This is a genomic window from Flavobacterium sp. JP2137 (assembly GCF_050562195.1).
In the GTDB taxonomy this organism is placed as follows: Bacteria; Bacteroidota; Bacteroidia; order Flavobacteriales; family Flavobacteriaceae; genus Flavobacterium.
On sequence record NZ_CP191647.1, the window covers coordinates 1,642,713 to 1,669,037 of the forward strand.

Genomic DNA, 26,325 nt, shown 5'->3' on the forward strand with positions numbered 1-26,325 from the left:
ATAAGCTGGAGCCACCCGATAAAGTGGGGTCAGAGCGTCCCAACAATCCTAAATAAGCAAGTCAAATGGATATTTTAACAAAGAAAAAGAAAGACACCACCCGGCTTTTAAGCGTAATACTGCTGCTAGTCGCGCTGTTTTACAGCCCAGAGTTTCGGGCAACACCGCCGCCCTATAAAGTTGTTTTTGCCTTCAATACCGGGATGCCACAGCTCGAAATTTTGCATAAGCGAATCGACGCCTTTTCGCATTCCAATATCCTCACCCCCGGACAGGTGGTCGACTTAAATGCCACTTTGACCAATAGGGGAGCAGAGCCCCTGGTCGACGCAAAAATCGAAATCCCCATACCGGCCAATATGCACTATGTCGCGGGCAGTTTAGCTCCGCCTAGCAGCGGGCAGGTTTACTGGAGCCATCCCGCGAGTGACGACCCCAATGCCACGCCGGGGGGGAAGATCATTTGGGATTTGACCGCCGTGGAAATTCCCAGCGGAGATGTGCTTTATGCCAACCTGAATTACCGGTTAAGAGTAACGACCGCTTGTGTATTGCTACTCGGGGAAAGCGGTTCTTGCAGCCTGGACGCAACGGTGGATGGAACCTATAGCGCCCGCGGCAAAAACACCTTGGAGGCGATTGCCGGAAAATTTGTCAAAGGATATGAAACCACCGGAGGGCTAAGGCCGATTTATGGCGGTTTTGATTTAAAAATAGTGCCGCCATTGGCATTTCTCACCAGCTGCAGCGCTGTGTTTCAAAATAGCCCGATGGTGTTTAATTATTTCTGCGGAACGGCCAGCAGGCCCATTCCCAGAAACGATATCACCTCGAAATACCCGGCGGGCACCCAATTTTACAAGGGGCATATCGACGGACTTATACTGGCGTCCAATCTGATTACAGGCGATTTTGATGTGGCGGCGGGTACCAATATTTTTTATGCCGTCGTATACGGAATGGACCCCCACTGTTTCCTGACTATTTTGGTAAAGATCCAACCGATTTACAGCAAGCCCACCGTTAAAAACGGTCTGCGATGCGTGGGTACAACCGGGGAGTTGGAGGTAGAGCGGTCGGCAGAGGGAATTCGCGATCAGCTGGAACTGGTCTATTTTGCCAATGCGACGACGACAACAGCGCTCAGTGCACCACCACAGCCCACCGCAGTCGGGGTCTATACCTATTATGTGGCCGAAGGAAAAAGCCAGGATGGCGTCTGGTGCTTTGGGCCGCGGGTGGCCTTTACCCTTACCGTGGTTCGCCCGCCCACGGGAACCTGGTCGCAGCTCAATTATGAAATCTGCGATGAGGAGTCGCAAAAAATGGTCATACAAACCACAGCTGCGGTGAGGTGGCAGATAAAAACCACCGATACGTGGCAGCCGCTCACGGCGGAGAATTGGCCGGGTTACCTGCTGATCGCTGCGAATGAAATTGTTTTCGGTCTCGGAAATGCGGCAGTGGATCTGGTTAAAATTCGGGTGGTGATGACCAATCAAGCGGGTTGTGAACAAACCAGCGAAGAGGTCACGGTCCGCTTTCGCCCTTGCCGCCTGCCGACCAACCCCATGCTTCCGAGCCAATTTAGCAAGCGCATCTGATTCGGCTAGCCCTGATTCCTGATTCGGCACGCTTAAAAAGCAGCCTTTAGGAGTGAAAAACGGCCTAGGGAAATAAAGGCCTGCCATATAAATATTAACGACTTATGAGAACAAGATATCTTTTTTTTTACGGCCTAGGGGTGTTGGCGCTTTTCCCTTTTCAGGGAAGGGGGCAGACTTCCAATGCCGGGATTTTATCCATCGCTCCAGAAACGGCGGTATGGAATGTAGCGGAGTTTCTGAATTTAAAGGAGGGCGCAGTCTATAACGACGGCACGATCCACTACCAATCCGATTTTAACAACGAAGGGTTTTACGGGTTTTCGCCTCAGCTGCAGTCGTCTTATGCTGTTTTTCAGCAATCGGCAGCGCAGCCGGTCAACCAACAGCTCAGCGGAAGTGCCGCGGCCCGTTTTTACGATGTGCTGTTTCAAAATGAGGGGTCGAAAAACGCCATCGATTTAAGAAATGACATGAGCATAGGCGGAACGGCCAACTTTTTACAAGGGGTGGTTCAAATCGACCCCTTAAAAGGAGCCTTGGTTTTTGAATCGGATTCGCGGGCGATTAACGCCTCCAACAAGAGTTTTGTAGCCGGTGAAGTAGAGAAAATAGGCCGGAACAACTTTGTGTTTCCCATCGGCGATCAAGGGGTTTATCGGCAGGCGCAAATCAGCGCTCCTCCGGGCGACAAAGATTCCTTTTCGGCCCAATACCATTTGGAGAATTCCGATAAAAAGTACCCGCATCGCAATAAAACAGGCGCGATTCAGCGCATCAACGACCGCGAGTATTGGACTGTAACGCAAAACAATACCCCGGGCGAAGTGGTTCTTACCCTGAGTTGGAATGCCCAAACAACCCCGGCCGATTTGCTCGAAGAAGCCGGGCTAAATTGGAGGATTTTGCGCTGGGATACCGCCCAAGCCTTATGGGTAGATGAAGGCGGTATAGTAGATGCCGCGGCCCAAACGGTGAGCACGCCAACGCTGGTAACAGCCTATGGCGTATTCACCTTGGGCCTGTTAAAACCCGATGTACTACTGGAGGGAGACGTGGTGATTTACAATGCGGTGAGTCCCGATGGCGATGGGATCAACGACTATTTTCAAATCGACAACATCCGCAGGTTTCCCAACAACAGCGTTCAGGTTTTTAATCGCTGGGGCGTAAAGGTATATGAAACCACTGCCTACGACAGCAGTGGGAATGTGTTTAGGGGACGGTCTGAAGGCCGAGTAAACGTGGACAAACACGAGAAATTGCCCACGGGTACCTACTATTATATCGTCAATTATGAGGTGGTCGCCGCAGCCGGGAGCCAGACGATTAAAAAAGCGGGCTATTTGCATTTGGAAAACAATTGATGACAGCTACCGCGTCGCCGTCACCGAAAACCGCGGTTTTTTATAGCAGAGCATGCCGCGCTAAGGCCCGGCGGCTTTAAGAAATAATAATTATAGAGATATGAACCCAAAAGAGATCATCAAAGCACTGCTATGCGTGCTGCTTGTTTTATGCAGTATTCACCAAGTGCAGGCGCAGCAAGAGCCGCAATACACCCAATATATGTACAATGCGATTCAAATCAATCCGGCCTATGCCGGTTCGCGGGGAATAATGAGCGTATTTGGCGTCTACCGCACCCAGTGGGTGGGCTTGGACGGCGCGCCCAAAACCGCGGCATTTTCGGTAAACACCCCTTTGGGCCAGTCCAAATTGGGACTGGGCGCTTCCTTGGCCAACGAGTCCATAGGTGCTATGGACGAAAACGCCTTCGCCCTCGATCTGTCCTATACCCTCGATTTGGGGCAGCGCTATAAATTGGCCTTCGGGCTCAAGGGCGCGATAAACCTGCTCAGCGTCGACTATACCAAGCTCAACCGCTACAATCCGAGCGACCCCGTATTCGCGCAAAACATAACCAATCAATGGACGCCGAATTTGGGCGCGGGGCTATACCTGCATTCCGACAAGTCCTACATCGGACTATCGGTGCCCAATTTTTTGGAAACCACCCGCTACGACGACAATGCCGTTGCTGCGGTAAAGCAAAAAATGAACGTCTATCTCATGGGAGGACAGGTGTTTGAATGGAGTCCGAGCGTTCATTTTAAACCGGCATTTTTGATCAAAGCCGTGGCAGGAGCACCGCTTCAAGTCGATCTAACCGCCAATTTTTTACTGCGAGACCAATGGGTTGTAGGAGCCGCCTATCGGTGGAATGCCTCTTATAGCGCCTTGGTGGGCTTTCAAGTCAGCGACGGCCTCTTTATCGGCTACAGCTACGATGCCGAAACCACCAAACTGGCCCATTACAATTCCGGGTCTCACGAGCTGTTTTTGCGATTTGAATGGCTCAATCGCTACAACCGCATCAATACCCCGAGATTCTTTTAACCATGAAAAAAATGATAAAAACACTACGAAACCTGGGGACCGCTGTCATACTGGTCTTTGCGGTAAACGCCGTAGCCCAGCAGGGAAGCCTCCCCCGCGCCGATAAACAATACCAGCGTTTTGCGTATATCGACGCGACCAAATTGTACGAAAACCTCGTGAAGCGCGGCTATGAAAGCCCCGAATTATATAAAAAACTGGGAAATGCCTATTACTTTAACGGCGATTTGCAACAGGCTCATCACTGGTACAAGGAGCTGTTTGTTTTGACGAGCGAGCTGGAAAGCGAATACCTGTATCGCTATGCGCAAACCTTAAAGGCAACGGGTGCAACAGCGGCGGCAGACCACTATCTCAAGCGGTTTGCCCAAGTGGAAAAAGACCAGGTTCGCGCCCAATTATACGAAGGACAAGCCGATTATTTAGAGCGGATCCAGGCCAATTCCGGACGCTATGAACTCGAGCGTTTAGCGTTGAATTCGCCCTATTCCGATTACGGCGCAACGGTGATCAGCCAACAACTGGTCTTTGCCTCGGCACGAGATACCGGCGGTGTTGCCAAAAAGATACACCGTTGGACCAATGCGAGTTTTACCAGCCTCTATCAGGCGCCTTTGGATGCCGAGGGCAGGGTGGGAAAACCCAAGGCCTTCGACCGCGGACTGCGCTCGAAGTTTAACGAGGCCACACCCGTATTTACCAAGGATGGGAAAACCGCCTATTTTACGCGAAACAACTTCCTCAACGGACGCCGCGGAAGGGACGCCAATCGCACCACCCTATTAAAGATCTACAGCGCACAAAAGATACGTGGCAAATGGAGTCATATTAAGGAATTGCCCTTTAATTCCGATTCCTTTAATACGGCACATCCCGCATTAACACCCGACGGAAAGTGGCTGTATTTCAGCTCCGATCGGGGCAATACCACCGGCCAATCCGATTTGTATCGCGTGGCGATATCCGCAGCCAATCAGTTTGGACAGCCGCAAAACCTCGGCGCCCAAATCAATACCGAAGGGCGCGAGAGCTTTCCCTTTATATCGGCGGCCAACGACCTGTACTTTGCCTCCGATGGACATCCCGGCTTAGGCGGATTGGATGTGTTTGTCGTCCCGATCCACACCGACAACAGCTTGGGCCGGGTACAAAATGTCGGTGCACCGGTAAACAGCCCCTTCGACGATTTTGCCTTTTATTTCGATCCCCCTACCAAAAGCGGATTTGTCAGCTCCAACAGACCGGGAGGCAGCGGCAACGACGATATTTATGCACTGCTGGAAACCCGTACACTGACGTGCGCACAGCAGCTGAGCGGTACGGTTTACGACAAAGTCGGTGGACAAAAGCTGGCAGCAGCCCAAATTACCCTATACGACGCCCGGTTTAACCTGCTGCAAGAAACCCAAACCGATGCCGAGGGCGATTACGCTTTTACCGCCCTAGACTGCGGTGCAAAATACCGCATCAATACCCGTTTACCCGATTATAGCACCGCAGAAGTAGCCGTGGAGCTGCCCCAAAGTAGCGGGAGCAGCCGGGTGGATTTTGGACTGGAAAAAGTCCACATAGCCATCGAAAGGGGAACGGATTTGTTCCAGGCGTTGAATTTGGAACCGATTTACTTCGATTTTGACCAGGCGCATATCCGCAGCGATGCCGCCCTAGAATTGGCCAAGGTGGTCGAAGTCCTTCGCGAATATCCCAATATGCGCATCGACATCCGCTCGCATACCGACAGTCGCGGAAGCAAGGGCTACAACCAGGCGCTCTCACAGCAAAGAGCTGCGGCAACTGCCGCGTGGATGGTGGCTCAGGGTATAGATTCCAACAGACTCACCGCCCGGGGCTATGGAGAATCCCAATTGGTCAATCGCTGCTCCAATGGAGTTGCTTGTTCCGAAGTCCTGCATCAACAAAACAGGAGAAGTGAATTTATAGTGGTGGAGTTATAGGGCGTTGTCAACGCCCAATACGCTGGGAAACGAGCGAGCCGAGCGGGATACGCGACGGTCTAATCGCAAGAAATAGGCGAAAAACACCCTTGGACGAAACATTTTATAACGATAAATATCTTCAGATGAAAAACAGTATACAGCGCTTAATCGCATTAGGGCTACTCCTGCCGCTGGGATTGACGGCGCAAGAACACAACAAGATCCACGGCAGCGTATATGATGCTCTAGATCCCACGCAAATTCCAGTAGGCGAGCTGGTTTTATACGATCGGCAGGGAGTCGTGCAGAAAACGCAGGCCGACAGCCAGGGTTGTTTTGAGTTTACACTGCGCGAAACCGCGGAGTTTTATCGCATCACGGCTTCGGCACCCACCTATAATCAGGCCGAGGTAGCCGTGGATAATCCGGCCAAAACGATCGAAGTGAACTTTGGATTAAGGACCCAAATACAGCAAAACGCCGTTTCAAACGCGGCGAATTTTAAATCGATCTACTTCGATTTTAATTCCGCCCTGATCACGGCAAAAGCAGCGATGGACTTGGGGGTAGTCAGCGCATATTTAAGGGCAAATCCCGAGCTTAAGCTAGAGATACACGCCTATGCCGACAGCCGCGGAAGCGCGCGTTACAACATGGAACTGTCTCAGCAGCGGGCACAACAGACCGGCGATTGGCTGACCGAACAAGGGCATATAGCCCCTTCGCGCTTAAGCCTAAAAGCCTGCGGCAAAAGCGGCGTGCTCAACTCCTGTGTGGAAGGGGGGGAGTGCAGCAAGCACCCACATCAGCACAACCGAAGAAGTGAACTGCGGATCGTCAATTAGCGCGACATCCAAAAGCCAGCCCCTGCAACCGCAGGGGTTTTTTGTTGCCTGATCGGCAACGCCCCTAGCGCGTCACATCGCCGTGATAAACTCGTCGAGGCTGTCGTTGGAATCAAAATGGTGTTTCTTGCGAATGCGGTGGCTGTAAACCCGCAGGGCAGCCGTGCTCACCTCCATGATTTGCGCGATTTCACGCGCTTCCAGGCCCATCTTTTTTAGGATGAGGTATTTTCGCTCCACCGTAGTGATGTGGGGCAATTTCTTTTTTATCTTGGAAACGAATAGGGGATATGCCTTTTCGAAGGCCGCCAACAAAACGGGCCAGTGGTTGCTGTGGAGTGCCAACGGAAGCGCGTCGAATTGGGCATCCTCTAGCGCCAGGGCTACTTTGCTGTCCAACTGCTCGCCTTCGCGCAAATCGATTTTTTGCAACTGACTCTTGATCACGGTCAGGTTTCCGCGACTGACCAACAAATCCCGCAGGGATATTTTTAGTTTTTCGTTGGCCGTTTGAAGCTCCTTTTTAATCCGGAGTTTTTCAATTTCCAATTGCACCCGCCTGCGGCGATCGGCCTTGCGCACATAATTAAAAATCACCAACAGCATCAGCGTCAAAAAGAGGGTCAAGCCCAAACCGCCAATGCGCAGCATCTTGAACTGCTGGTCGTTGTTTTGCAGTTCCAAATCCTTTTGCTTGAGCAAGTTGAGCTGGTCCTGGATGTCGAGATTCCGCACGGCGCTGCTGTTGGTGATTTCGCGGTTTTCCACGCTGTAATAAAGCGCGGAATCCGCATAGGTATACGCCAGGTCGAGCTGCTGGTTTTCCTTGTAATACACGGCGAGTAACGGATAGATTTCCTCTTTCTTTTCGGCATTTAAAGGCGTGTCCTTGATTTCGTGCATCAGCCTTTGTATGCTGCTGTTAAAATCGGCTTGGGCTCCCGTTTTTTGATATATTTTGGATTTGATCAGCCAGATATTCAGCTGGGCTACCTTGTATTTGTCCGAAGCGTAGCGGTCGTATACCGTAAAGATGTCCAAAGCCATGATGTAGTTTTGGTTGGCGACATAGACCGCGGCCAGATTCGCTTGCCCGATCAGGTGCCAAAGGGTGTCGTTGCGCTGAGACGATAATTCCAGCAATTGGTTAAAACTCGTGATGGCGACGTCGAAGTTTTTGTTGTTGGTTTCGATCAATCCCTTGGTGTTTAAAATGTTGTACTGCAGGTCGGGATGCCGGTCTTTGGGGTAGCTATTGGCGAGGTTTAAAAAGTACAACGACTTGTTTTGCGAACCGACCTGATAATACATCCAGGCTATGGCAAAGAGCATTTCCCGTTTTTCGGGCAGCTCGGCGAGGCTTAAATCCGCCAGGTATTCGCTGCTGCTGGAAACGTATTTAAAGGCGTTGAGGTAATCCTTTTTTTGGGTGTAATAATACGAGGCGAGCGCCAATCGCGTGCGCGCTTGCAAGGCTTTGTTTTGGTCCAGGTCGACCACCCGTATCAACAGCAGCATTTCGGCTATATAATGGGGGTGGTTTTTTGATGCAAAATAATCCAGCTTCAAATACATCGATTCGTGTATAATCGAACGGTCATTGGCCACCACCCCCAAGTCGTACACCTTTTGAACCTCGTTGAAATACCGTACCGAATCGGCTTTTAACACGTAATTAGTACCGAATTTTTCCGCGTAAAAAGCCTGTTTCTCCGCGTATTTTTTATGCAGTAAATGCTCGTATTGCGCCTGAACCAATAGCGGAAACAATAGCAGTATAGCGGGGAGTAAACGGGTTTTGTAAAGGGCGAAAGCAAGCGTTTTCATAAGGAGTTTGGCTTAGATGAACTTCGGGCGAAAGCTCAAAAAAACAACCGGTTTTAGGGCGAATAATCGTCAAACAGTCGAGTCGCGCAGGACGGAGTCAAAATCGGATAATCGATGAACGGGAGTTTGGTATGAGCGGTTGAAAATAGCCTAGTTATACAATTTAAAATATTACTGATGCAATATTAATGTTTTTTAAACAGATAAGGAACAAATAATTCGTAAAACGAGGGCAATTACGACCTATATCTGCCATTATATTTAGATTTTCGGACAAAATATCGAATTCTATTTACGAAATGGGCGGAAATAACGCTTTTTTTAAACAATGGACGGCCGACAACGGCCTGTAATAATCCAATATTAGTTAATTAATCGCAATGTTTATTCTCAAAATGTGATTTTTGGTAAAAATAGCGGGTTTTTTATGACGATTACTTATTGTTTTTTTAGATTGTCCTGAGGCAAATGAAATAAAAAACGACGAAAAATTGGTTCTTTTTCTTTAATCGAGTACTTTTGTTGTACAAGAACGGCCGCATGGCGTTCGACGGCCAAAGGCGGTTGAGCGCGGAGCAGCAGTCCGGGCGCTTTTGCAGCGATAAAGTGCTGGCTTAAAGTGCGCTGCGGCGGTTTAAAAAGCAAAATTTCCAAGCGGGTTTTGCCGAACGGCTGCGGAACAGGAGACGTGTCGTCAAGCGCGAAACGGCTGCGCGATTCGGTTTGAGGCCATGCCGACCGAGGCCACTGCAATCGAGACACTATTGGTGTGATACTCATAGCGAAAAAGGTGGCGCGCTGCGGTCTTGGAGTTAACTTCCCGGACTCTGCCTAGAGCAGCTGAGGGAGTAAGAAGGATTTTTAATATGCGAAAGCGGTCAACAGAGCGAGAGATATAATGAGTAAAAAGATATTGATTACAGGCGGTGCTGGTTTTATCGGTTCTCATGTAGTGAGGCAGTTGGTGACGAAGTATCCCGACTATCAGGTTTTCAATTTAGACGCCCTGACCTATGCGGGAAATTTGACCAATTTGACCGATGTGGAGCACAGGCCCAATTATCACTTTGTCAAAGGCGATATCACCGACGAAACTGCGGTGAATGCCCTGTTTGCCGAACACCGCTTTGAAGCGGTCATTCACTTGGCGGCAGAGTCGCATGTCGATCGGTCGATTGCCGATCCCTTTGCCTTTGTCAAGACCAATGTCTTGGGTACGGTGGTATTGTTGCAGGCCTTTAAGGAACTGTGGTTCAACAACTGGGCGGGCAAGCGCTTTTACCACGTGAGCACCGACGAGGTATATGGAACCCTGGGGGAAACCGGATTGTTTACAGAAACCACGCCCTATGCGCCCAACTCGCCGTATTCGGCCTCCAAGGCGAGTTCGGACCACTTTGTACGCGCCTATGGCGAAACCTACGGCATGCCGTTTGTCATCAGCAACTGCTCCAACAATTACGGTCCCAATCACTTTCCCGAAAAATTGATTCCGCTGTGCATACACAACATCCTCCACGGAAAACCCCTGCCGATTTACGGCAACGGGAAGTTTATCCGCGATTGGCTGTACGTCGTTGACCACGCCCGAGCGATCGACCTGGTCTTTCATCGCGGCGTCGACTTCGAAACCTATAATATAGGGGGCTTTAACGAATGGACCAATATCGATTTGGTCAAATTGCTCTGCCAACTGATGGACGAAAAACTCGGCAAACCCATCGGAACCTCCGAGGGCCTGATTACCTACATCACCGACCGACCCGGACACGATTTGCGCTACGCCATAGACGCGCGCAAAATCAATGCCGAACTCGGATGGAAACCTACGGTAACCTTCGAACAGGGATTGGCGCAAACCATCGATTGGTTTTTAAACAACCCCGAATGGTTGGCCAACGTAACCAGCGGTAGTTACCAGGGATATTACGACAAACAATACAACACCAAAGACAAATGAAAGGAATTATACTAGCCGGCGGTTCGGGAACCAGACTACATCCGTTAACCATAGCGGTTTCCAAACAACTATTGCCCATTTACGACAAGCCGATGATTTATTACCCCTTGTCGACCTTGATGTTGGCGGGTATTAAAGAAGTTTTGATCATTTCGACTCCTCGCGATTTGCCCAATTTTAAAAGATTGCTGGGCGATGGAACGGCATGGGGCATGCAGCTGAGCTATGCCGAACAACCCCATCCAGAAGGACTCGCACAAGCCTTTATCATCGGAGCGGACTTTATTGGAACGGACGATGTTTGCATGATCCTGGGCGACAACATCTTCTATGGCGCGGGTTTGCAAAAAATGCTGCAACAGGCCATTGCCGAGGTGGCGCAAAACAAAACGGCAACGGTTTTTGGATATTATGTTCAGGATCCCGAGCGCTATGGGGTAGTGGAATTTGACCAGCACCGCAGAGCAATCGGCATCGAGGAAAAACCCCTGCAACCCAAGAGCAACTACGCCGTTGTCGGACTGTATTTCTACCCGAATTCGGTGGTCGAAATCGCCAAAAACATCGCGCTTTCCGCCAGAGGAGAATTGGAGATTACCGATGTCAACCGCCGTTATCTGGAGTTGAACCAGCTTCGGGTGCAAACCTTGGGCCGCGGATTCGTATGGCTGGATACCGGCACCCACGAGTCGCTGAATGAAGCCACCGAATTTGTAAAAGTCATCGAAAAGCGAACGGGTTTAAAAATTGCCTGTTTGGAGGAAATTGCCTTTAGGATGCAATTTATCGACCAGGACCAGTTTAACGATCTCATAGAACGCTTTTCGTATAACAGCGCTTTTAAAGACTATCTAAAAAGGGTTGTAAAATAGTCCTTTAGCCCTCTTTGCCGCCCAGCGGTAAAACAACCCCTTGTTTTTATAGGCTCGTGTTTCCGAAGGCGGAAAATCGCAGGCTGAAAATTTTGCTGCGGCTCAGCGATCCGGCAGCATATAAAGCTGCTTTCCTCCATCGCCTGCGCCTCAATACAAGCGGGCAGCGTTGGCAGCCAAAACGGCGGTGGAATCTCAAATCCGGTCGGCTTTTTTAAATAAACCCGGATATGTAAAACGGCACCTTAGACCGCTATGCCAAACAACAACAGACATCAGGGCAGAAATATCAGGTGTTTCCGCGCAGTGCGGGGCATCAAACAGCAAATGCGGGCCTTTGATCTGGATGACTACTGTAGTCGATAGAGAATTTCCTTACTCGAAAAGGAGAAGTCAGCGCACCGCTAAAACAAATCTCCAATAGTGTTAAAATAGCGGCAGTACTCTTTAGAACGTTGATAAAGAACAAGCTGGAAGTATAATCGCCAATCGCTTTAGAAATCACGCCTCTGTCGGGGCAATCTAGCAATTACCTCAATTCCCTGCAAACAATCGGGCAACTGCATCAAGAAAAAATCGCCCTCTACGAGCGTATGCAACGCGAAAAAGAAGCGCTGATGTTGCGGCTGAAAAAAGGCCGGACCGCCGCTAGGGCAAACCGCCAAAAGGTATCGCTTACCCCGGATTAGGCTTTTTTTAGGAACCCTGGCAAACCGCTGCCGTGTAATCCGCAAGGCAACTCCTAAAAGAGCCGGCAGCAGCTGCTAAAAGCAAGGCTTTATCAACAGATTTTTAGATAAAACCATCCCATATAAAATAAAAGTTACCAAAAAATTTGCTCATTTTGTTAAATCGAGTACTTTTGTTGTTCATACGGCAAAAAAACACCAAATGCAAACATGCTAGATGCTATTATTACTTCTAAAACGCGGTTACGACTGTTGGTAAAGTTTTTTATCAACACCAGCAACCAAGCGCATTTAAGGGGATTAGCAACGGAATTTAACGAATCTACCAACGCGATCCGCAAGGAGTTAAACAACCTTTCCGATGCGGGTTATTTAGACAGGGAAAACGTGCAGAACAAGGTGCGTTATAAGGCGAATATCCACCATCCGTTGTTTGGATCTTTGCAGGATATTGTACGTAAATATTTGGGTTTGGATACCTTGGTCGAGAGTGTGGTCGAGCGTATGGGAGCGGTGCAGCAGGTAGTGGTTACCGGTGATTATGCCAATGGACGCGATTCTGGCACCATTTGTGTCACTATAGTAGGACAGTCACTCGACAGCCAGTATGTGGCGCAGTTGAGTGAGAAAATAGAGAAATTAATCGACCGCAAAGTGGCCCTGACCTTAACCGAAACGCCGCAAACGGCGGGCTTGATCCTGTTGGACAGTATCGCCTAGTTCGACGGTGGGATAACGCTTGGGAAAATCCCATTTTGGGCAATTTCCCTACGGCTGTTTATCCGGGAGTATCAACAAAAAGTGCGGCTAGAACCGCTCAAAAAAAAGAATCGTAATGATAAAAAATATGAAAGTAGGAATCACCTTTAGTGCCTTTGACCTATTGCATGCCGGGCACATCAAAATGCTCGAAGAGGCCAAGCGCCAATGCGATTATTTGATCGTTGGCTTGCAGACCGACCCGACTCTAGACCGTCCCGAAAAAAATCATCCGACCCAAAGCGTGGTCGAACGTTATATTCAACTCAAGGGCTGTCGTTTTGTAGACGAAATCGTGCCCTATGCCACCGAACAAGACTTGGAAGACGTGCTGCGCTCTTTTAAAATCGACGTGCGCATTATCGGCGATGAATACCAGGACAAAAACTTTACCGGCAGAAGTTACTGCGAGGAAAAGGGTATCGAATTGTATTACAACCGCAGAGATCACCGCTTTTCGAGCAGCAGCCTCAGAAGGGAAGTCGCCGACAAGGAAAACAGCAAAATCATCAAAATAGGCTAGTGCAACCATGAATCAAAAGATATTGAGTACCGGCGGTGCCGGTTTTATCGGATTTCATGCAGTGCCACGAGGACTGTTCCAGTATTTTGAGTACGGGTTATACAATTCGCACGCCTTAAGCGATGCGGAATCCACCTCCTATATTCCCCATTTTTCCCATTCGACGTCTAAGGCGAATGCAGACTACTTTGTATATGCCTATGGCGAAACCGACGGCATGCCGTTGGTCATAAGCCTTGGTTCTAAATATTACAGCCCGAGTTGCCCTCCGCAAGGCGGGATGCCGGGCTGTAAAACCCACATTTTTCACGGAAACCCCCTGCCGATTTACAACAACGACCAGCATACCCACAATCGAAAATACCGAATCGATGGCGGAGAAAACCGTCAAACCTATAATTGGGACGGTTGTAACGCGTGGAACCCGATTGCTGGAAGTAAATTATTGGGAATGCTGATGGATGCTGCGTTAAACAAGAACAACGGGTCGGCTTGCGTTGGTAGCGCGGCGCTGCGGCCGTAGAGAGGAGTACCCTGCTAGAAAAATCCTTAGGGCAAGGCGTGGTACAAACCCCAATCAATCGCGGCAGCGATGATCGGTGTATAAAAAATTATGAGTGTTGACCGAGCGAAATAGCGATCAATCGGCCAACAGCAAAACTAGAGAATATGAATAAATTACAAGGGCTTTTAAGCCTGGGCCTAGGACTGATGATGTTGTGCTCCGGACCGCTATTGGCACAGCAAGGCGATTTCTGGTCGAGAAGCGCCGTGGAAGCGGGCTGGGGATATCAGCTTCCCAAAGCCCCTACTGCGGGTATGGAAGCTAAGGATTATGCGAACTTCCAAAGTTTTTATGTGGGCGGGCGTTTTGAATTGAGCGATATTTGGGGACTGCGCGGCACCTATGCCTACCATGCCTTTGAGCATCAGGACGATGCCGAGCTGGGGCTGACCATCCACAAACTGACGGCAGAAATGACCGTGCTGTTGATGCAGGCCATACAGCAGCAGTCGTCTGAGCCTTTTGAAATTATGGCGCATGCCGGTTTGGGACTGTCTACGGGCAAGAGCGCCCGACAGTCGAGCTCGGATTTAATGCCGAACCTGCAAGCGGGACTCATGACGATATACCAGCTGGGCAGCCAATGGAGTATGCACCTGGATGCGACCTATGTGTTTAATTTTAGCCAAGACCTGGATTATTCCGGCGCGGCTGCCTTAAGCAAAAGCACTACCGGAAATTATTTTGCCGCTAGTTTAGGGATCGCATACAAACTGAGATAAGAGCTGCGACAGTGGGCCGATTTGACAGCGACCTACAATGCGATTAAACAAATAGAACAGTATATAAAACATCATGGCAAAAATTTTAATTACAGGAGGTGCCGGATTTATCGGTTCCAATTTATGTGAACACTTTCTAAACGAGGGACATTCGGTGGTGGTTTTGGATAATTTCGCCACGGGACACCGACACAATTTGGCGCCATTTATGGAGAACGCCCTTTTTGAATTGGTAGAAGGCGATATTAGAAATATGGCGGACTGCCATCGCGCAACCGCTGGAGCCGATTATGTGCTGCACCAAGCGGCTTTGGGCTCGGTACCCCGATCAATAAAAGACCCCATCACAACCAATGAGGTCAATGTTTCGGGCTTCCTAAACATGTTGGTCGCCGCTAGAGATGCCGGTGTAAAGCGCTTTGTCTACGCGGCCAGCTCGTCTACCTATGGCGATTCGGTGGCCTTGCCCAAAGTCGAAGATCAAATTGGCAAACCCCTATCGCCCTATGCCATTACCAAATTCGTCAACGAATTGTATGCCGAGATATTTAGTAAAACCTACGGTTTGGAAACGATCGGCCTGCGTTATTTTAACGTTTTCGGACGCCGTCAGGATCCCAACGGTGCCTATGCCGCGGTAATTCCCTTATTTGTAAAACAATTGATGAATCACCAAAGCCCGTTGATCAATGGAACCGGCGATTTTTCGCGCGATTTTACCTATATCGACAATGTGGTTCAGATGAACGAACGCGCCATGCTTACCCAAAAGCCCGAAGCGATCAATACGGTGTATAATACCGCCGTGGGCGACCGCACCACCCTCAATGAATTGCTGGGCTATTTAAAGGAGTTTTTGTCGGATTTCGACCCGGCAATTGCCGATGTAGCGGTGGAATATGGTCCCAACCGACAAGGCGATATTCCCCATTCGCTAGCGTCTATTGAAAAGGCCAAGCAATTGTTGGATTACCAACCCACACATCCGATTAAACAAGGACTAAAAGAGGCCGTGGGCTGGTATTGGAGCCATTTGAAATAAAAGATTTTTTTTCATCGGCGCACGATTAAATTAACAGCGGAATACCTATTAACGAAACAAGGCCCAAGGGCTCCACATAAACGATTCAATACGTAAAGAAATGAGTAATTTACAACACAAAATAGCGGTAATCGGCCTGGGATATGTAGGCTTGCCCTTAGCGCGTTTATTCGCTACAAAGTTTAGCGTCATCGGATTTGACATCAATAAGACGAGAGTGGCAGAATTGCGCTCCGGCACCGATCGTACGCTGGAGGTTAGCGACGAACTGCTGCAATCGGTTTTATTGGCCGATCACCCGCATTTAAACGGAGACACCACAACCAGCCCAGCAGCGGCAAAAACGGGTTTGTACTGCTCGTATGATTTGGGCGACATCTCCGACTGCAACGTATTTGTGGTTACCGTACCAACACCGGTAGACAAAAACAACCGCCCCGACCTAACGCCTTTGTATAAATCGTCGGAAACCGTGGGTAAAGTGCTCAAAAAAGGCGATATCGTCATCTACGAATCCACGGTATATCCCGGAGCAACGGAAGAGGAGTGCATTCCGGTTTTGGAGCGCGTATCGGGCTTAAAATTCAATGTGGATTTCTTTGCGGGCTATTCACCAGAGCGCATCAATCCAGGCGATAAAGAGCATACCGTAGAAAAAATTTTAAAGGTCACCGCGGGCTCTACGCCAGAAATTGGGCAAGTAGTCAACGAATTGTACAAATCGGTAATTATCGCCGGTACGCATTTGGCACCGACGATCAAAGTAGCCGAAGCGGCTAAGGTGATTGAAAACTCCCAACGCGATATCAACATTGCCTTTGTCAACGAACTGGCCAAAATATTTAATTTGTTGAATATTGATACCCATGCCGTTTTGGAAGCAGCCGGAACCAAATGGAACTTTTTGCCGTTTAAACCGGGTCTAGTAGGTGGGCATTGTATCGGTGTCGACCCCTACTACCTGGCTCAAAAGGCCCAAGAACACGGTTACCATCCCGAAATCATCTTGGCCGGTCGCCGCTTAAACGACTCCATGGGCGAATACGTGGCTTCTCAAGTAGTAAAAACGCTGATCCGAAAAAACATCAAAGTCAACGGTGCTGAGATACTGATGTTAGGCGTGACTTTTAAAGAAAACTGCCCCGATGTGCGAAACACCAAAATCGTAGACGTGATTCGCGCCTTGGAAGACTACAGCATTAAAGTAACTACCTTTGACCCTTGGGCAAACCCGGAAGAGGTCAAACACGAATACGGTATTGTGAGCACCGATCAACTGCCACAACAACAATTTGACGGCGTAATTTTAGGCGTAGCGCATAAGGAGTTTTTAGAATTGGATTTGACTCAATTTACTAAAGAAAGTTCTGTAGTGTATGATGTAAAAGGGGTTTTAAAAAGTACTGATGCGCGATTATAATGTTGTTTATTTTAGCTAATTAACACATTTTTTTAAATAGAAGTAAATAACTTACAAATTAGCTTTCTTGCTTTACGATAGGTGCTGAAATAAAATATATAATGTCATTAATAAAGAAAATTAGAAAGAAAACTCAAAACAAAGATATTAAGACGCTCATTGAGAACTTTTTGTCTTTGTCTCTATTGCAGATTGTAGGTTATATTTTGCCTTTAATCACACTCCCATATATCGCTAAGACGATAGGGTTGAATAATTTTGGTGCGATAGCTTTTGCCTCGGCAGTCATCGTTTTTTTTCAGACTTTAACAGATTATGGTTTTAATTATACGGGTATTAGAGATGTATCGAGGTTAAGAGAAGATAAAAGAGCCACCTCTAAAGTTTTTTCTACTATTGTATATGCGCGTTTTTTGTTAATGGTTTTAAGTTTGATGATTCTTTGTTTGTGTATTTACTTTATCCCCCAATTTAATAATAATGCGAAGATTTTGTTGTTTACTTTTACGTTAATTCCCGGTTATGTAATGTATCCAGAATGGTTTTTTCAGGCTTTGGAAAAAATGAAGTATAGTGCTATTCTTTCAACGGTTATAAAGGTTTTGTTTACAATTTTTATTTTTGTATTTATTAAAAAAGAAGAGGATTTTATTTACATTCCACTAATAAACGGTGTTGGTTTTTTTGTAGTCGGACTTGGTGCGTTCGCTCTCATTTATAAGGAGGGTTATGGTTTAGTAAAAATAAATTTTCGCGATATTTATAGAACAATCAAGGATAGCACAAATATGTTTATTTCCTTAATTCTGCCAAATTTATATAGTAATATGTCTACAATTTTTTTGGAAAACTTTTGGGGAAAAGGAGCAACTGGAGTTTTTGATGCAGGTAATAAATTTTTAGGAATCAGTCAACAAATTACGAATGTTTTATCACGAACCTTTTACCCGTTTTTGGCACGACGTATGGATAAACATTCCTTTTACGAAAAGATGAGTTTAGTAATTAGTTTAATCATTTCGATAAGTTTGTTTCTTGGAGCCCCCTTGATTGTTCGCATTTTCTTTAGTCACGAATTTACCGCTGCGATAACAGTTATTAGAATAATGTCATTATCTCCGATTTTTATTTTTATGATGAATGCGTATGGAACGAATTACTTAGTGTTAAATGGACAAGAAAAGATACTGAGAAATATAGTCATGTTCAGTTCTTTAATAGGACTGGCTCTATCTTATTTTTTAGTTGTAAATTACTCTTATATTGGAGCTGCTTATGCAATAGTTATTAGCAGAGGAATTAGTGGTATCTTAACATTGATCTTTGCAAAAAACAAGAAAAGAATATTAAATAAAATAAAATTATGAAAACAATTGGATTTCCTATAAGTCAAAAGAAAAATGAGAGAAGAAGGGGTTTAATACCTTCTGGTTTTAAAAATAAAAAGCAAGTTTTTGTAGAGAATGAATATGGCCAAGTACTTGGCTATTCGGATCAAGACTATATTGACACAGGTGTAAATGTCGTTTCTACCGAGGAAGTGCTCTCAAAGGATATTATTTGCGATGGTAAAATCGGTGATGCGGCCTATTTGGATAAATTGAAGAATCAAACGATAAACGGTTGGGTACATCCGGTTCAGCATCGAGAAATTACGCATAATGTGGTAGATCATACAACATCAATCTTTTACAAAACAATTTCGAAGAGTTTAAGCCATGCGGTTTCTACAACAATTGATATGTTACTGGAAGAAGCACCAAATGAATGTTTAATGCATTGTGTATTTGTAGAAAATGATCAGGTCATCAATCAAAGAATCAATGAATTTCAAAATCGAATTTAATGCTATCAAGAACACAAATTAAAGATATCGTATTTAGTATCCCAATCTTAAAGAAGTACTATACGAAAAAGCGGGTGGCAAACGGAAGTTTAATTCCTTTGAACGAAATCCACACAGTTTTAGATGTAGCGCCGAACGTGTATTTAGAAAAACCTATTTCTTTGAATTTAAAAGTGGGACTTGTCAAAGATGGACATGAATACGAAGGGTTTGTCAAAGCACGTGCATATTATCCTAAATACGAGCGTTTTTTGCGAAACAATAATATAGCATTCGCGTATTACGATATTTTTGCCCACGATTGGCAAGTTAAGGCACGAGATTTTGATGTTGTTATTTGGCATACAGAATCTGACCCTTCAACTCAAGATATCGCCACGAATAAAATATATGTATTAGAGAAGTTGATGGGGAAAAAGTGTTTGCCAAGTTTTGATGAAATATGGTCTTATGAAGATAAGATTAATGCTCATTATTTGTATAAACATTACAATTTACCGGAAATCCCTACTTTTGTAACTCATAGTAAGCGAGATGCTATAGCGTATGTCAATAAAGTGAAATTTCCAATTATTTCAAAGCTTGCTACTGGCTCGTCGTCATTTGGGGTTGTTAAATTAAAAGATAAAAACGCTGCTGTTAGATTAATTAATGAATCTTTTTCGTTTAAGGGCGCGAAAACCTATTTTCCGTTTCAACGGCAAAAAAATTATTTACTTTTTCAAGAATTTATCGAAGATGCGACTTTTGATTTAAGGATTATGGTTGTCGGTGATAAATTGTTTGGATATTATAGATACCCTAATGCTGGAGATTTTAAAGCATCGGGTGCTGGAAATTATGAAAGGAAGGAAATTCCGTCACAAGCATTAGATTTAGCATTTAAAGTGAGAGAAAAGTTTCAGTCTGTTTTTTTAGCAACAGACTTGTTGTTCAGTCAAAAAACGCAAAAGTATTATATTATTGAAAGTTCAATATTCATTGGCATTGACACTTCTGCGCAATTGAAGTTGAATAATGTACCGGGCTATTATAGAAGGATAAGTGAAGGAAATTATACTTTTAACAAAGGGAAGTTTTGGGTTCAAGAGCTTGCTTTAAATGAATTGTTGAAAGGAAAATAATGAGTCAAAATTTTCTTTAATTAAAGTATTACTGTTAATAAAAATATAAATAAAAATGTCATTAATCCAAACGAAGTCGATTTGTATTTTTACGTTAAACCTTGGTGCAGGGGGGGCTGAAAAAACTATAAGTTTATTGCTACCGGAGTTAGTCAAAGATTATAAAGTTTATTTGGTGATTTTTCAGAGAGATTTGTATTTTACTATTCCTGAGGAAGTTAATTTGGTAGTTTTTGATAATAATAAAAATAGGTTTTTTTCTTTTTTTTATATTTTATACAAGTATTGCCGATTTTTAAAAAGGAACAAAATAGAGGTCAGTCTTTCATTTTTAACTAGACCAAATCTTATAAATGGGATTATTAAAGTTCTTAATAAAAAGATAAAAGTAATAGTAAGTGAGAGATGTTTTCCTTCTAAAGCATATAAGTCTCATATTCTTAGATACACGCTTTACAAAATATTAATTCCTTTATTGTACAATAGAGCAGATTATGTTTTTTCTAATTCGCATTATATTAATGATGATTTAAAAAGTAATTTTGGAGTTATACGTCCTATGTTTGTAATTTATAATCCGATAAAGGAGGTGCCAAGCGAGTTATATACATCAACGGCATATAATGAAGTATTTACGATTGCTTGGGTTGGTAAACTGGTGAAAATTAAAAACCCAAAACTTTTAATAGATAGTCTTAAAGATATCAATATAGAATATAATGCTTTTTTTCTTGGAGAAGGGGTGTTAAAAAAGTCTTTAGTAAATGAAGTTGTAAACGATAATATTGAGTTTTATGGCGTTGTTAAAGATGTGAATAAGTATTTAAAAAGGGCAGATTGTTTTGTTTTATCATCGAATTCAGAGGGTTTTCCTAATGTTGTTTTGGAAGCGATGGCTTGCGGCTTGCCTGTAATAGCTACAAATTGTATTTCTGGACCCTTGGAAATTTTAAATGATAATGATAATGTAGAAATAGATAAAGGAGAATATTTTATTGCTAAATATGGGATTCTTATAAATGTTGGGGATGTTTCTGGTCTGTCAAAGGCATTATTAAAACTGTTCTCGGATAAAGAATTGAGGGAAAACCTAGCTAAAGCGAGTTTACAAAGAGTAAAACATTATTCTGTCGAGGCGATATATAAGGAAATTAAAATATTGATTAATGATTAAATTAAATGAAATAAAAGAAAATTACCTAGAAATATTAGTAATCTTTTTTGGTTCGTTATTGAGTTTTTATTTCCCTGTTTTATACAACCTGAGGGTATTTGATTTTGTAAGTTTTGCTATTTTGTTATTTTTGGTTAACCAACGCAAGAACAATATATATATAGGCAATACTATAAAAAGTTTTTTTTTATTGTTCACTATTTTTATAGTACTATCATTTTTAGTTTCGATTTTAAACAAAGCAGTAGAAATTCACTTACCTCGTATTATTGGTACTTTTTTTGCAATTATTTTTAGTATTTTGTTTTATGGTTATTTTAAAAATAGGGTATCAAAGTTAATAATAGGAATAAAATATACTATATATATACATGCAATTTTTTTCTATATCCAATTTTTACTTTTCTTTTTATTAAAACAGTATGTCGATTTTATAAAGCCTATTACAGGGAATGTTTCTCGTAATATAGGAGGAAGCTTCAATTTGGATAGCGCTATTAGGTCATCTGGTTTGTATTCAGAACCAGCGTCCTATTCTTTGTTTATACTTTCTTTAATGAGTGCTTATATATTGTATAAAAAACGTATTGATTTAATTGATTTTATTGTTCTTTTTTCAGTAATCCTTTCAGCTTCAGCTTCAGGCACAGTTTATTTAATTGCATTTATTTTTGTGTATTTTATTATTTATTCAAATACAGCATTAACTAAGAAGGTGTATTTTGCAAGTCTTGTAACTTTGGGAGCTTTCTTTTTTATAGGGCTTGATTATATAAAGGTAGATTATTTGTTTGAAAAAATAATAAATTTTGAAGATAGCGGTTCCTACCAATATCGGATTGGTAATACAAACGAAGTCTTATCTGAGTTAACAGATTTGCAACAGTACTTTGGGGTTGGTTACGCTAATATGGATATTAAAGGAGATAAAGGATCAACGTATTCGGCCCTTTTCATCGAACACGGGTATATATTAGGCGGTTTTTTTATGGTTATTATATTGTCATTTTTCATCAGTCATCATATTAAAATTCCTATTTTATTCTATGTTTTATTACTTTTTATGGGAACCCATACTTATGCGCAAATTCAATTTTGGATTTGGATTTTATCGATAGCGATTATTTCAACAAATTTATATAATAATGAAAGAAAGAATTTACAGGTTATTACCTAGGTTTTTACAAGAATTTACTATTTCGGTCTTTAATGTTAGAGCTTACAAAGATCGATACGGTGGTCGGTATAACGAGTTTCTTAAAAGAGCTATAGAAAATAGAACGCTTACCTTGGACGAATTAAAAGCAAATCAAAAGGATAGGTACAGCGCTTTTATTAATCAAGTTATTGAAAATTCAGATTATTATAAAGATTTGTATCAGGGTGCTAGTAAACCAGAATTACTTCAAAATATCACGAATTTACCACTCTTAACAAAGGAGCAGCTCCGTGAGAACATCAAAAGTATTGTGATCAAAACTGATAAAAAGTTAATTTCATCTAAAACCGGTGGAACTACTGGAAAGTCGCTGGAGGTGTTTTATACAAAAGAGAATAGTCAAGAACGTTTTGCTATATTGGATGAATTTCGATCGCGTTTTGGATATAAACTTGGAGAAAAAACGGCTTGGTTTTCAGGAAAAAGTATATTAACAACAAAAGATATTAAGGAAAATGTTTTTTGGAAGACTGACCACAAGTACAATGTCAGATATTATTCAACTTTTCATATAAAGGAGGGGTATTTAAAACATTATGTTGAGAATTTACTGACCTTTAAACCAAAATATTTTGTTGGGTTTCCGTCTACAATTTTGGAGATTGCAAAATATGGAATCAGTAACGGGTATCATTATCCGGAAAATTCTATTCTGGCAATTTTTCCTACTGCGGAAACAATAACAGATGAAATGAGAATAATTATTGAGACTTTTTTCAAAACGAAGATTTATAACCAATATGCTTCTTCAGAGGGCGCACCTTTTATCTTTGAATGTGTAAATGGTAATTTACATTTAGAACTACAAAGTGGTGTTTTTGAAGTTTTGGACGATAATAACCATTATAGTCAATCAGGACGATTGGTAGTGACTTCTTTCACTACTGAAGCTACTCCATTAATACGATATGATATTGGTGACTCAATTAGCTTGGAGGATGAAAACAAAACATGTCTTTGTGGAAATAATAATCCGCTAGTAAAAGAAATACTAGGAAGAATCGATGACTATATTTATTCTCCAGAAAACGGGAAAATAAATTTGGGAAATATCTCGAATACTTTAAAAGAGATAAATGGTATTATTCGCTTTCAAGCCATTCAAAATGATTTAGATTCGATTGATTTGTTAATTGTAGTAGATGATGCTGTCTATTCAAAAAAAACAGAACTAAAGTTTATAAATAATTGGAGAGATAGAATAGGAAATAAAATGAACTTGAATTTGCTTTATGTAGATGAAATTCCTGTCGAAAAAAGTGGTAAATATCGCTTTGTGAAAAACAATATTAAACATTTGATTAATTTTCCTATTTAGTAATACATATTCATGTTTGTTGACATGTTTGCAAAGTAAAATATTAATTACTTTTAAAAATAAGAGAATAATTATTTGTTGTAGGATTTTTACACGGCTTAAGTATTATTGTTTCTAGTTAAGGGGAAAATATGATAGATATTCCTTTCTAAGAATGGAAATAGGATAACGAATAGTCGTTCATGTTTAAATTAAAAGATATTAAATCAAAGGGGTGATAAATACAATTACACGTTACAGCAAGGAGAGAAAGTTATTGGAATTTACAAAAGAAATTGAAAAACGATAAATAAGATTTTATTTGCGTTTTTTTTATTTTCTTTAGTTTATTAAGCTGCATGAATCCCTATTTTATCCATAGATAAGGATTGTAATTGTGTTTTGTGAAAGAAAAATGGGTTTTATCAAATTAAATATTAAACTATGAAAACCTTATTAATGGTTGCCAATGTAGATTGGTTTTTTATATCGCATCGTTTATGCATTGCTCAAGCCGCGGTAAAAGAGGGATGGCGGGTTTTTGTAGCTGCTGAAGATACAGGCCGAGGGAATGAGATTAATATTGATGGAATTACTTTTATCAATTTTAAGTTTTCTAGGTCGGGAACCAATCCGATGAATGAGTTGCGGACCTTAAATGATTTTAGAAAGCTTTATAAGGCTATTAAGCCAGATGTCGTACATCATATTACCTTAAAACCCGTAATTTACGGATCAATAATTGCGCGGATTTTGGTTATAAAAGGGGTTTTAAATGCAGTAAGTGGTTTGGGATATAACTTTACAAGCGGGCGACAAGGTACTGTTCAAAAGGTTATGCTGAAGTTGATGAAATTTGGATTTAATCGCGAGAATTTGACCATTATTTTTCAAAATGCAGATGATCAAGCTGAACTGACCGAATTAGGGGTGGTTAATGAACGGAATAAAATCGTTCGCATAAAGGGGTCTGGTGTGGATTTAGTGAAGTTTAAAGAAGCCGAGTTTCCATCATTTGATCATGTGAAGATTCTGTTTCCAGTCCGTATGTTATGGGATAAGGGCGTAAAAGAACTAAGAGAAGCTACTGAAATTTTAAAAGACACTTATAAAAATCGCGTTCAGTTTATTTTGGCAGGTATGGCCGATGAAGACAATAAAGCCGGAGTACCTGCAAGTTATTTAAACGATTGGCAAGATGGTTTTTATGTGAAATGGGTCGGATATCAACAAGATATGGTCTCGCTTTACAATGATTCTCATATTGTTATATTACCTTCTTATAGAGAGGGAATGCCCAAGACGTTAATAGAAGCTTGCGCTGTGGGAAGAGCTATAATCACTACAGATGCGGTCGGATGTAGAGAGTGCGTGGATGAAGGTATAAATGGATTTAAAGTGCCGGTTTATTCCGTAATTGAGTTAGCTCAAGCTATTGAACGATTAGTAAATGACAGTGAAAGTATCGTGACAATGGGTAAGGCATCGCGTGTAAAGGCAGAAAGAGAATTTGATGTAAAAGCCGTAATTCAAAAGCACTTAGATATTTATAACCGTTTTATAATCATTTAGTTTATGAAAATAACGATTACTGGAGCAACAGGGTTTGTTGGACAAAATTTAGCGGCATTTCTAACGGCGAATAAGCATCAAATTACAGCTTTGTCAATGCGCGAAAAAGCATGGTTGTCAAAACTCGATTTACAATCTGATGCAATTATCCATTTAGCAGGTAAAGCACATGATTTATCTAGTGCAACGGATTCCGATGCGTATTTTAAAGTAAACACCATGTTGACGCAACAATTATTTGATGCTTTTGTGCATAGTGATATTACAGATTTTTTCTACTTTAGCTCTGTAAAAGCCGTTGCAGACAGTGTCAATGATGTATTAGAGGAAGAGGTAATTCCACAACCACTTACACCTTATGGACAGTCAAAACAGCGTGCGGAGCAGTACCTTTTAAAACAGGTGTTACCAGAGGGAAAACGTTTGTTCATTATAAGACCGTGTATGATTCACGGACCAGGAAATAAGGGTAATTTGAATTTATTATATAAAATTGTGCAAAGGGGAATTCCATGGCCTTTAGCAGCCTTTGAGAATAAAAGATCTTTTTTGAGCATTGATAATTTGAATTTCTTAGTTTTACAATTGTTGGAAAACCGAAAGGTAACTTCTGATGTGTTTAATTTTTCCGATGATTTGCCCTTGTCGACCAACGAGTTGGTCGCCTTAATTGCCGAGCATTCTGATAAAAAACCACGACTTTGGTCGATTAATAAACGTATTGTTAATACGGTTGCAATCGTTGGTGACAAGTTAAGGTTGCCCTTGAATACAGAGCGTTTAAAAAAGCTTACAGAGAATTATGTAGTCTCTAATCTTAAGGTAAAACGGGCTTTGTCCATAGAAAATTTACCGTATACCGCAGTAGCGGGTTTAGAAAAAACGATTCGCTCGTTTAGATAAAGAAACAGAATTTAAGTCAGCGGTT

Annotated in this window: 23 protein-coding genes; 21 read left to right on the forward strand and 2 right to left on the reverse strand. The window is 43.1% G+C overall.

What is annotated here, in order from left to right; genetic code table 11:
• Positions 1-65 precede the first annotated feature (65 nt).
• From ACQZ43_RS07065 to ACQZ43_RS07085, 5 genes are all read left to right on the forward strand, one after another.
• Positions 66-1,604 carry a hypothetical protein gene (locus tag ACQZ43_RS07065; RefSeq protein ID WP_430615285.1) on the forward strand — a complete coding sequence of 513 codons (1,539 nt, stop codon included), beginning with the start codon at positions 66-68 and terminating at the stop codon, positions 1,602-1,604.
• A 104-nt stretch (positions 1,605-1,708) separates the two neighbouring features.
• Positions 1,709-2,971: a gliding motility-associated C-terminal domain-containing protein gene (locus tag ACQZ43_RS07070; protein WP_430615287.1), complete on the forward strand. Its 1,263-nt coding sequence runs from the start codon at positions 1,709-1,711 to the stop codon at positions 2,969-2,971.
• A 100-nt stretch (positions 2,972-3,071) separates the two neighbouring features.
• Positions 3,072-4,004, forward strand: a complete 933-nt coding sequence (locus ACQZ43_RS07075) for a PorP/SprF family type IX secretion system membrane protein (protein ID WP_430615289.1) — start codon at positions 3,072-3,074, stop codon at positions 4,002-4,004.
• Between the two features lie 11 nt (positions 4,005-4,015).
• A complete protein-coding gene (locus tag ACQZ43_RS07080) occupies positions 4,016-5,959 on the forward strand; it encodes an OmpA family protein (RefSeq protein WP_430615290.1) in 1,944 nt (647 codons plus the stop codon).
• A gap of 125 nt (positions 5,960-6,084) precedes the next feature.
• Complete coding sequence (locus ACQZ43_RS07085) at positions 6,085-6,786, forward strand: OmpA family protein (RefSeq protein WP_430615292.1); 702 nt, start codon at positions 6,085-6,087, stop codon at positions 6,784-6,786.
• Between the two features lie 72 nt (positions 6,787-6,858).
• On the opposite strand, the gene ACQZ43_RS07090 is transcribed toward ACQZ43_RS07085, so the two are convergent.
• Positions 6,859-8,613, reverse strand: coding sequence for a helix-turn-helix transcriptional regulator (locus ACQZ43_RS07090; protein ID WP_430615294.1), 1,755 nt, complete (start codon positions 8,611-8,613; stop codon positions 6,859-6,861).
• A gap of 438 nt (positions 8,614-9,051) precedes the next feature.
• A complete protein-coding gene (locus ACQZ43_RS07095) occupies positions 9,052-9,393 on the reverse strand; it encodes a hypothetical protein (RefSeq protein ID WP_430615296.1) in 342 nt (113 codons plus the stop codon).
• A 118-nt stretch (positions 9,394-9,511) separates the two neighbouring features.
• On the opposite strand from ACQZ43_RS07095, the gene rfbB reads away from it, so the two are divergent.
• The 16 genes from rfbB (at position 9,512) to ACQZ43_RS07175 (ending at position 26,300) form a co-directional block, all read left to right on the forward strand.
• A complete protein-coding gene (gene rfbB, locus ACQZ43_RS07100; RefSeq protein ID WP_430615298.1) occupies positions 9,512-10,573 on the forward strand; it encodes a dTDP-glucose 4,6-dehydratase in 1,062 nt (353 codons plus the stop codon).
• Positions 10,570-11,445 (forward strand): glucose-1-phosphate thymidylyltransferase RfbA, encoded by an 876-nt coding sequence (gene rfbA / locus ACQZ43_RS07105; RefSeq protein WP_430615299.1) that lies wholly within the window; start codon positions 10,570-10,572, stop codon positions 11,443-11,445. Before rfbB ends, rfbA begins: the two co-directional genes overlap by 4 nt.
• An 899-nt stretch (positions 11,446-12,344) precedes the next feature.
• A complete protein-coding gene (locus ACQZ43_RS07110; protein ID WP_430615301.1) occupies positions 12,345-12,854 on the forward strand; it encodes an ArsR family transcriptional regulator in 510 nt (169 codons plus the stop codon).
• A gap of 127 nt (positions 12,855-12,981) precedes the next feature.
• Positions 12,982-13,416: an adenylyltransferase/cytidyltransferase family protein gene (locus ACQZ43_RS07115; protein ID WP_430615630.1), complete on the forward strand. Its 435-nt coding sequence runs from the start codon at positions 12,982-12,984 to the stop codon at positions 13,414-13,416.
• Positions 13,417-13,423: 7 nt separating this feature from the next.
• Positions 13,424-13,939, forward strand: a complete 516-nt coding sequence (locus tag ACQZ43_RS07120) for a hypothetical protein (RefSeq protein ID WP_430615303.1) — start codon at positions 13,424-13,426, stop codon at positions 13,937-13,939.
• A gap of 146 nt (positions 13,940-14,085) precedes the next feature.
• Positions 14,086-14,703 carry a transporter gene (locus ACQZ43_RS07125; RefSeq protein WP_430615305.1) on the forward strand — a complete coding sequence of 206 codons (618 nt, stop codon included), beginning with the start codon at positions 14,086-14,088 and terminating at the stop codon, positions 14,701-14,703.
• A gap of 73 nt (positions 14,704-14,776) precedes the next feature.
• Positions 14,777-15,745: an SDR family oxidoreductase gene (locus tag ACQZ43_RS07130; RefSeq protein WP_430615307.1), complete on the forward strand. Its 969-nt coding sequence runs from the start codon at positions 14,777-14,779 to the stop codon at positions 15,743-15,745.
• A gap of 100 nt (positions 15,746-15,845) precedes the next feature.
• Entirely contained in the window at positions 15,846-17,165 is a 1,320-nt protein-coding gene (locus tag ACQZ43_RS07135) for a nucleotide sugar dehydrogenase (RefSeq protein ID WP_430615309.1), read from the forward strand.
• A gap of 101 nt (positions 17,166-17,266) precedes the next feature.
• Positions 17,267-18,532, forward strand: coding sequence for a flippase (locus ACQZ43_RS07140; RefSeq protein WP_430615310.1), 1,266 nt, complete (start codon positions 17,267-17,269; stop codon positions 18,530-18,532).
• Entirely contained in the window at positions 18,529-19,011 is a 483-nt protein-coding gene (locus ACQZ43_RS07145) for a hypothetical protein (protein ID WP_430615312.1), read from the forward strand. The genes ACQZ43_RS07140 and ACQZ43_RS07145 overlap by 4 nt, the downstream gene beginning before the upstream one ends.
• A complete protein-coding gene (locus ACQZ43_RS07150; RefSeq protein WP_430615314.1) occupies positions 19,011-20,135 on the forward strand; it encodes an ATP-grasp domain-containing protein in 1,125 nt (374 codons plus the stop codon). The genes ACQZ43_RS07145 and ACQZ43_RS07150 overlap by 1 nt, the downstream gene beginning before the upstream one ends.
• A 55-nt stretch (positions 20,136-20,190) precedes the next feature.
• Positions 20,191-21,309, forward strand: coding sequence for a glycosyltransferase (locus tag ACQZ43_RS07155; RefSeq protein ID WP_430615316.1), 1,119 nt, complete (start codon positions 20,191-20,193; stop codon positions 21,307-21,309).
• On the forward strand, positions 21,302-22,486 hold the full coding sequence (locus ACQZ43_RS07160) for a hypothetical protein (RefSeq protein ID WP_430615318.1): 1,185 nt from the start codon (positions 21,302-21,304) through the stop codon (positions 22,484-22,486). Before ACQZ43_RS07155 ends, ACQZ43_RS07160 begins: the two co-directional genes overlap by 8 nt.
• The gene (locus tag ACQZ43_RS07165; protein WP_430615320.1) at positions 22,455-23,846 is read left to right on the forward strand and encodes a phenylacetate--CoA ligase family protein; all 1,392 of its coding nucleotides are present in this window, start codon (positions 22,455-22,457) and stop codon (positions 23,844-23,846) included. Before ACQZ43_RS07160 ends, ACQZ43_RS07165 begins: the two co-directional genes overlap by 32 nt.
• A gap of 423 nt (positions 23,847-24,269) precedes the next feature.
• Positions 24,270-25,397, forward strand: coding sequence for a glycosyltransferase family 4 protein (locus ACQZ43_RS07170; RefSeq protein ID WP_430615322.1), 1,128 nt, complete (start codon positions 24,270-24,272; stop codon positions 25,395-25,397).
• Positions 25,398-25,400: 3 nt separating this feature from the next.
• On the forward strand, positions 25,401-26,300 hold the full coding sequence (locus ACQZ43_RS07175; protein ID WP_430615324.1) for an NAD-dependent epimerase/dehydratase family protein: 900 nt from the start codon (positions 25,401-25,403) through the stop codon (positions 26,298-26,300).
• Positions 26,301-26,325: the final 25 nt, after the last annotated feature.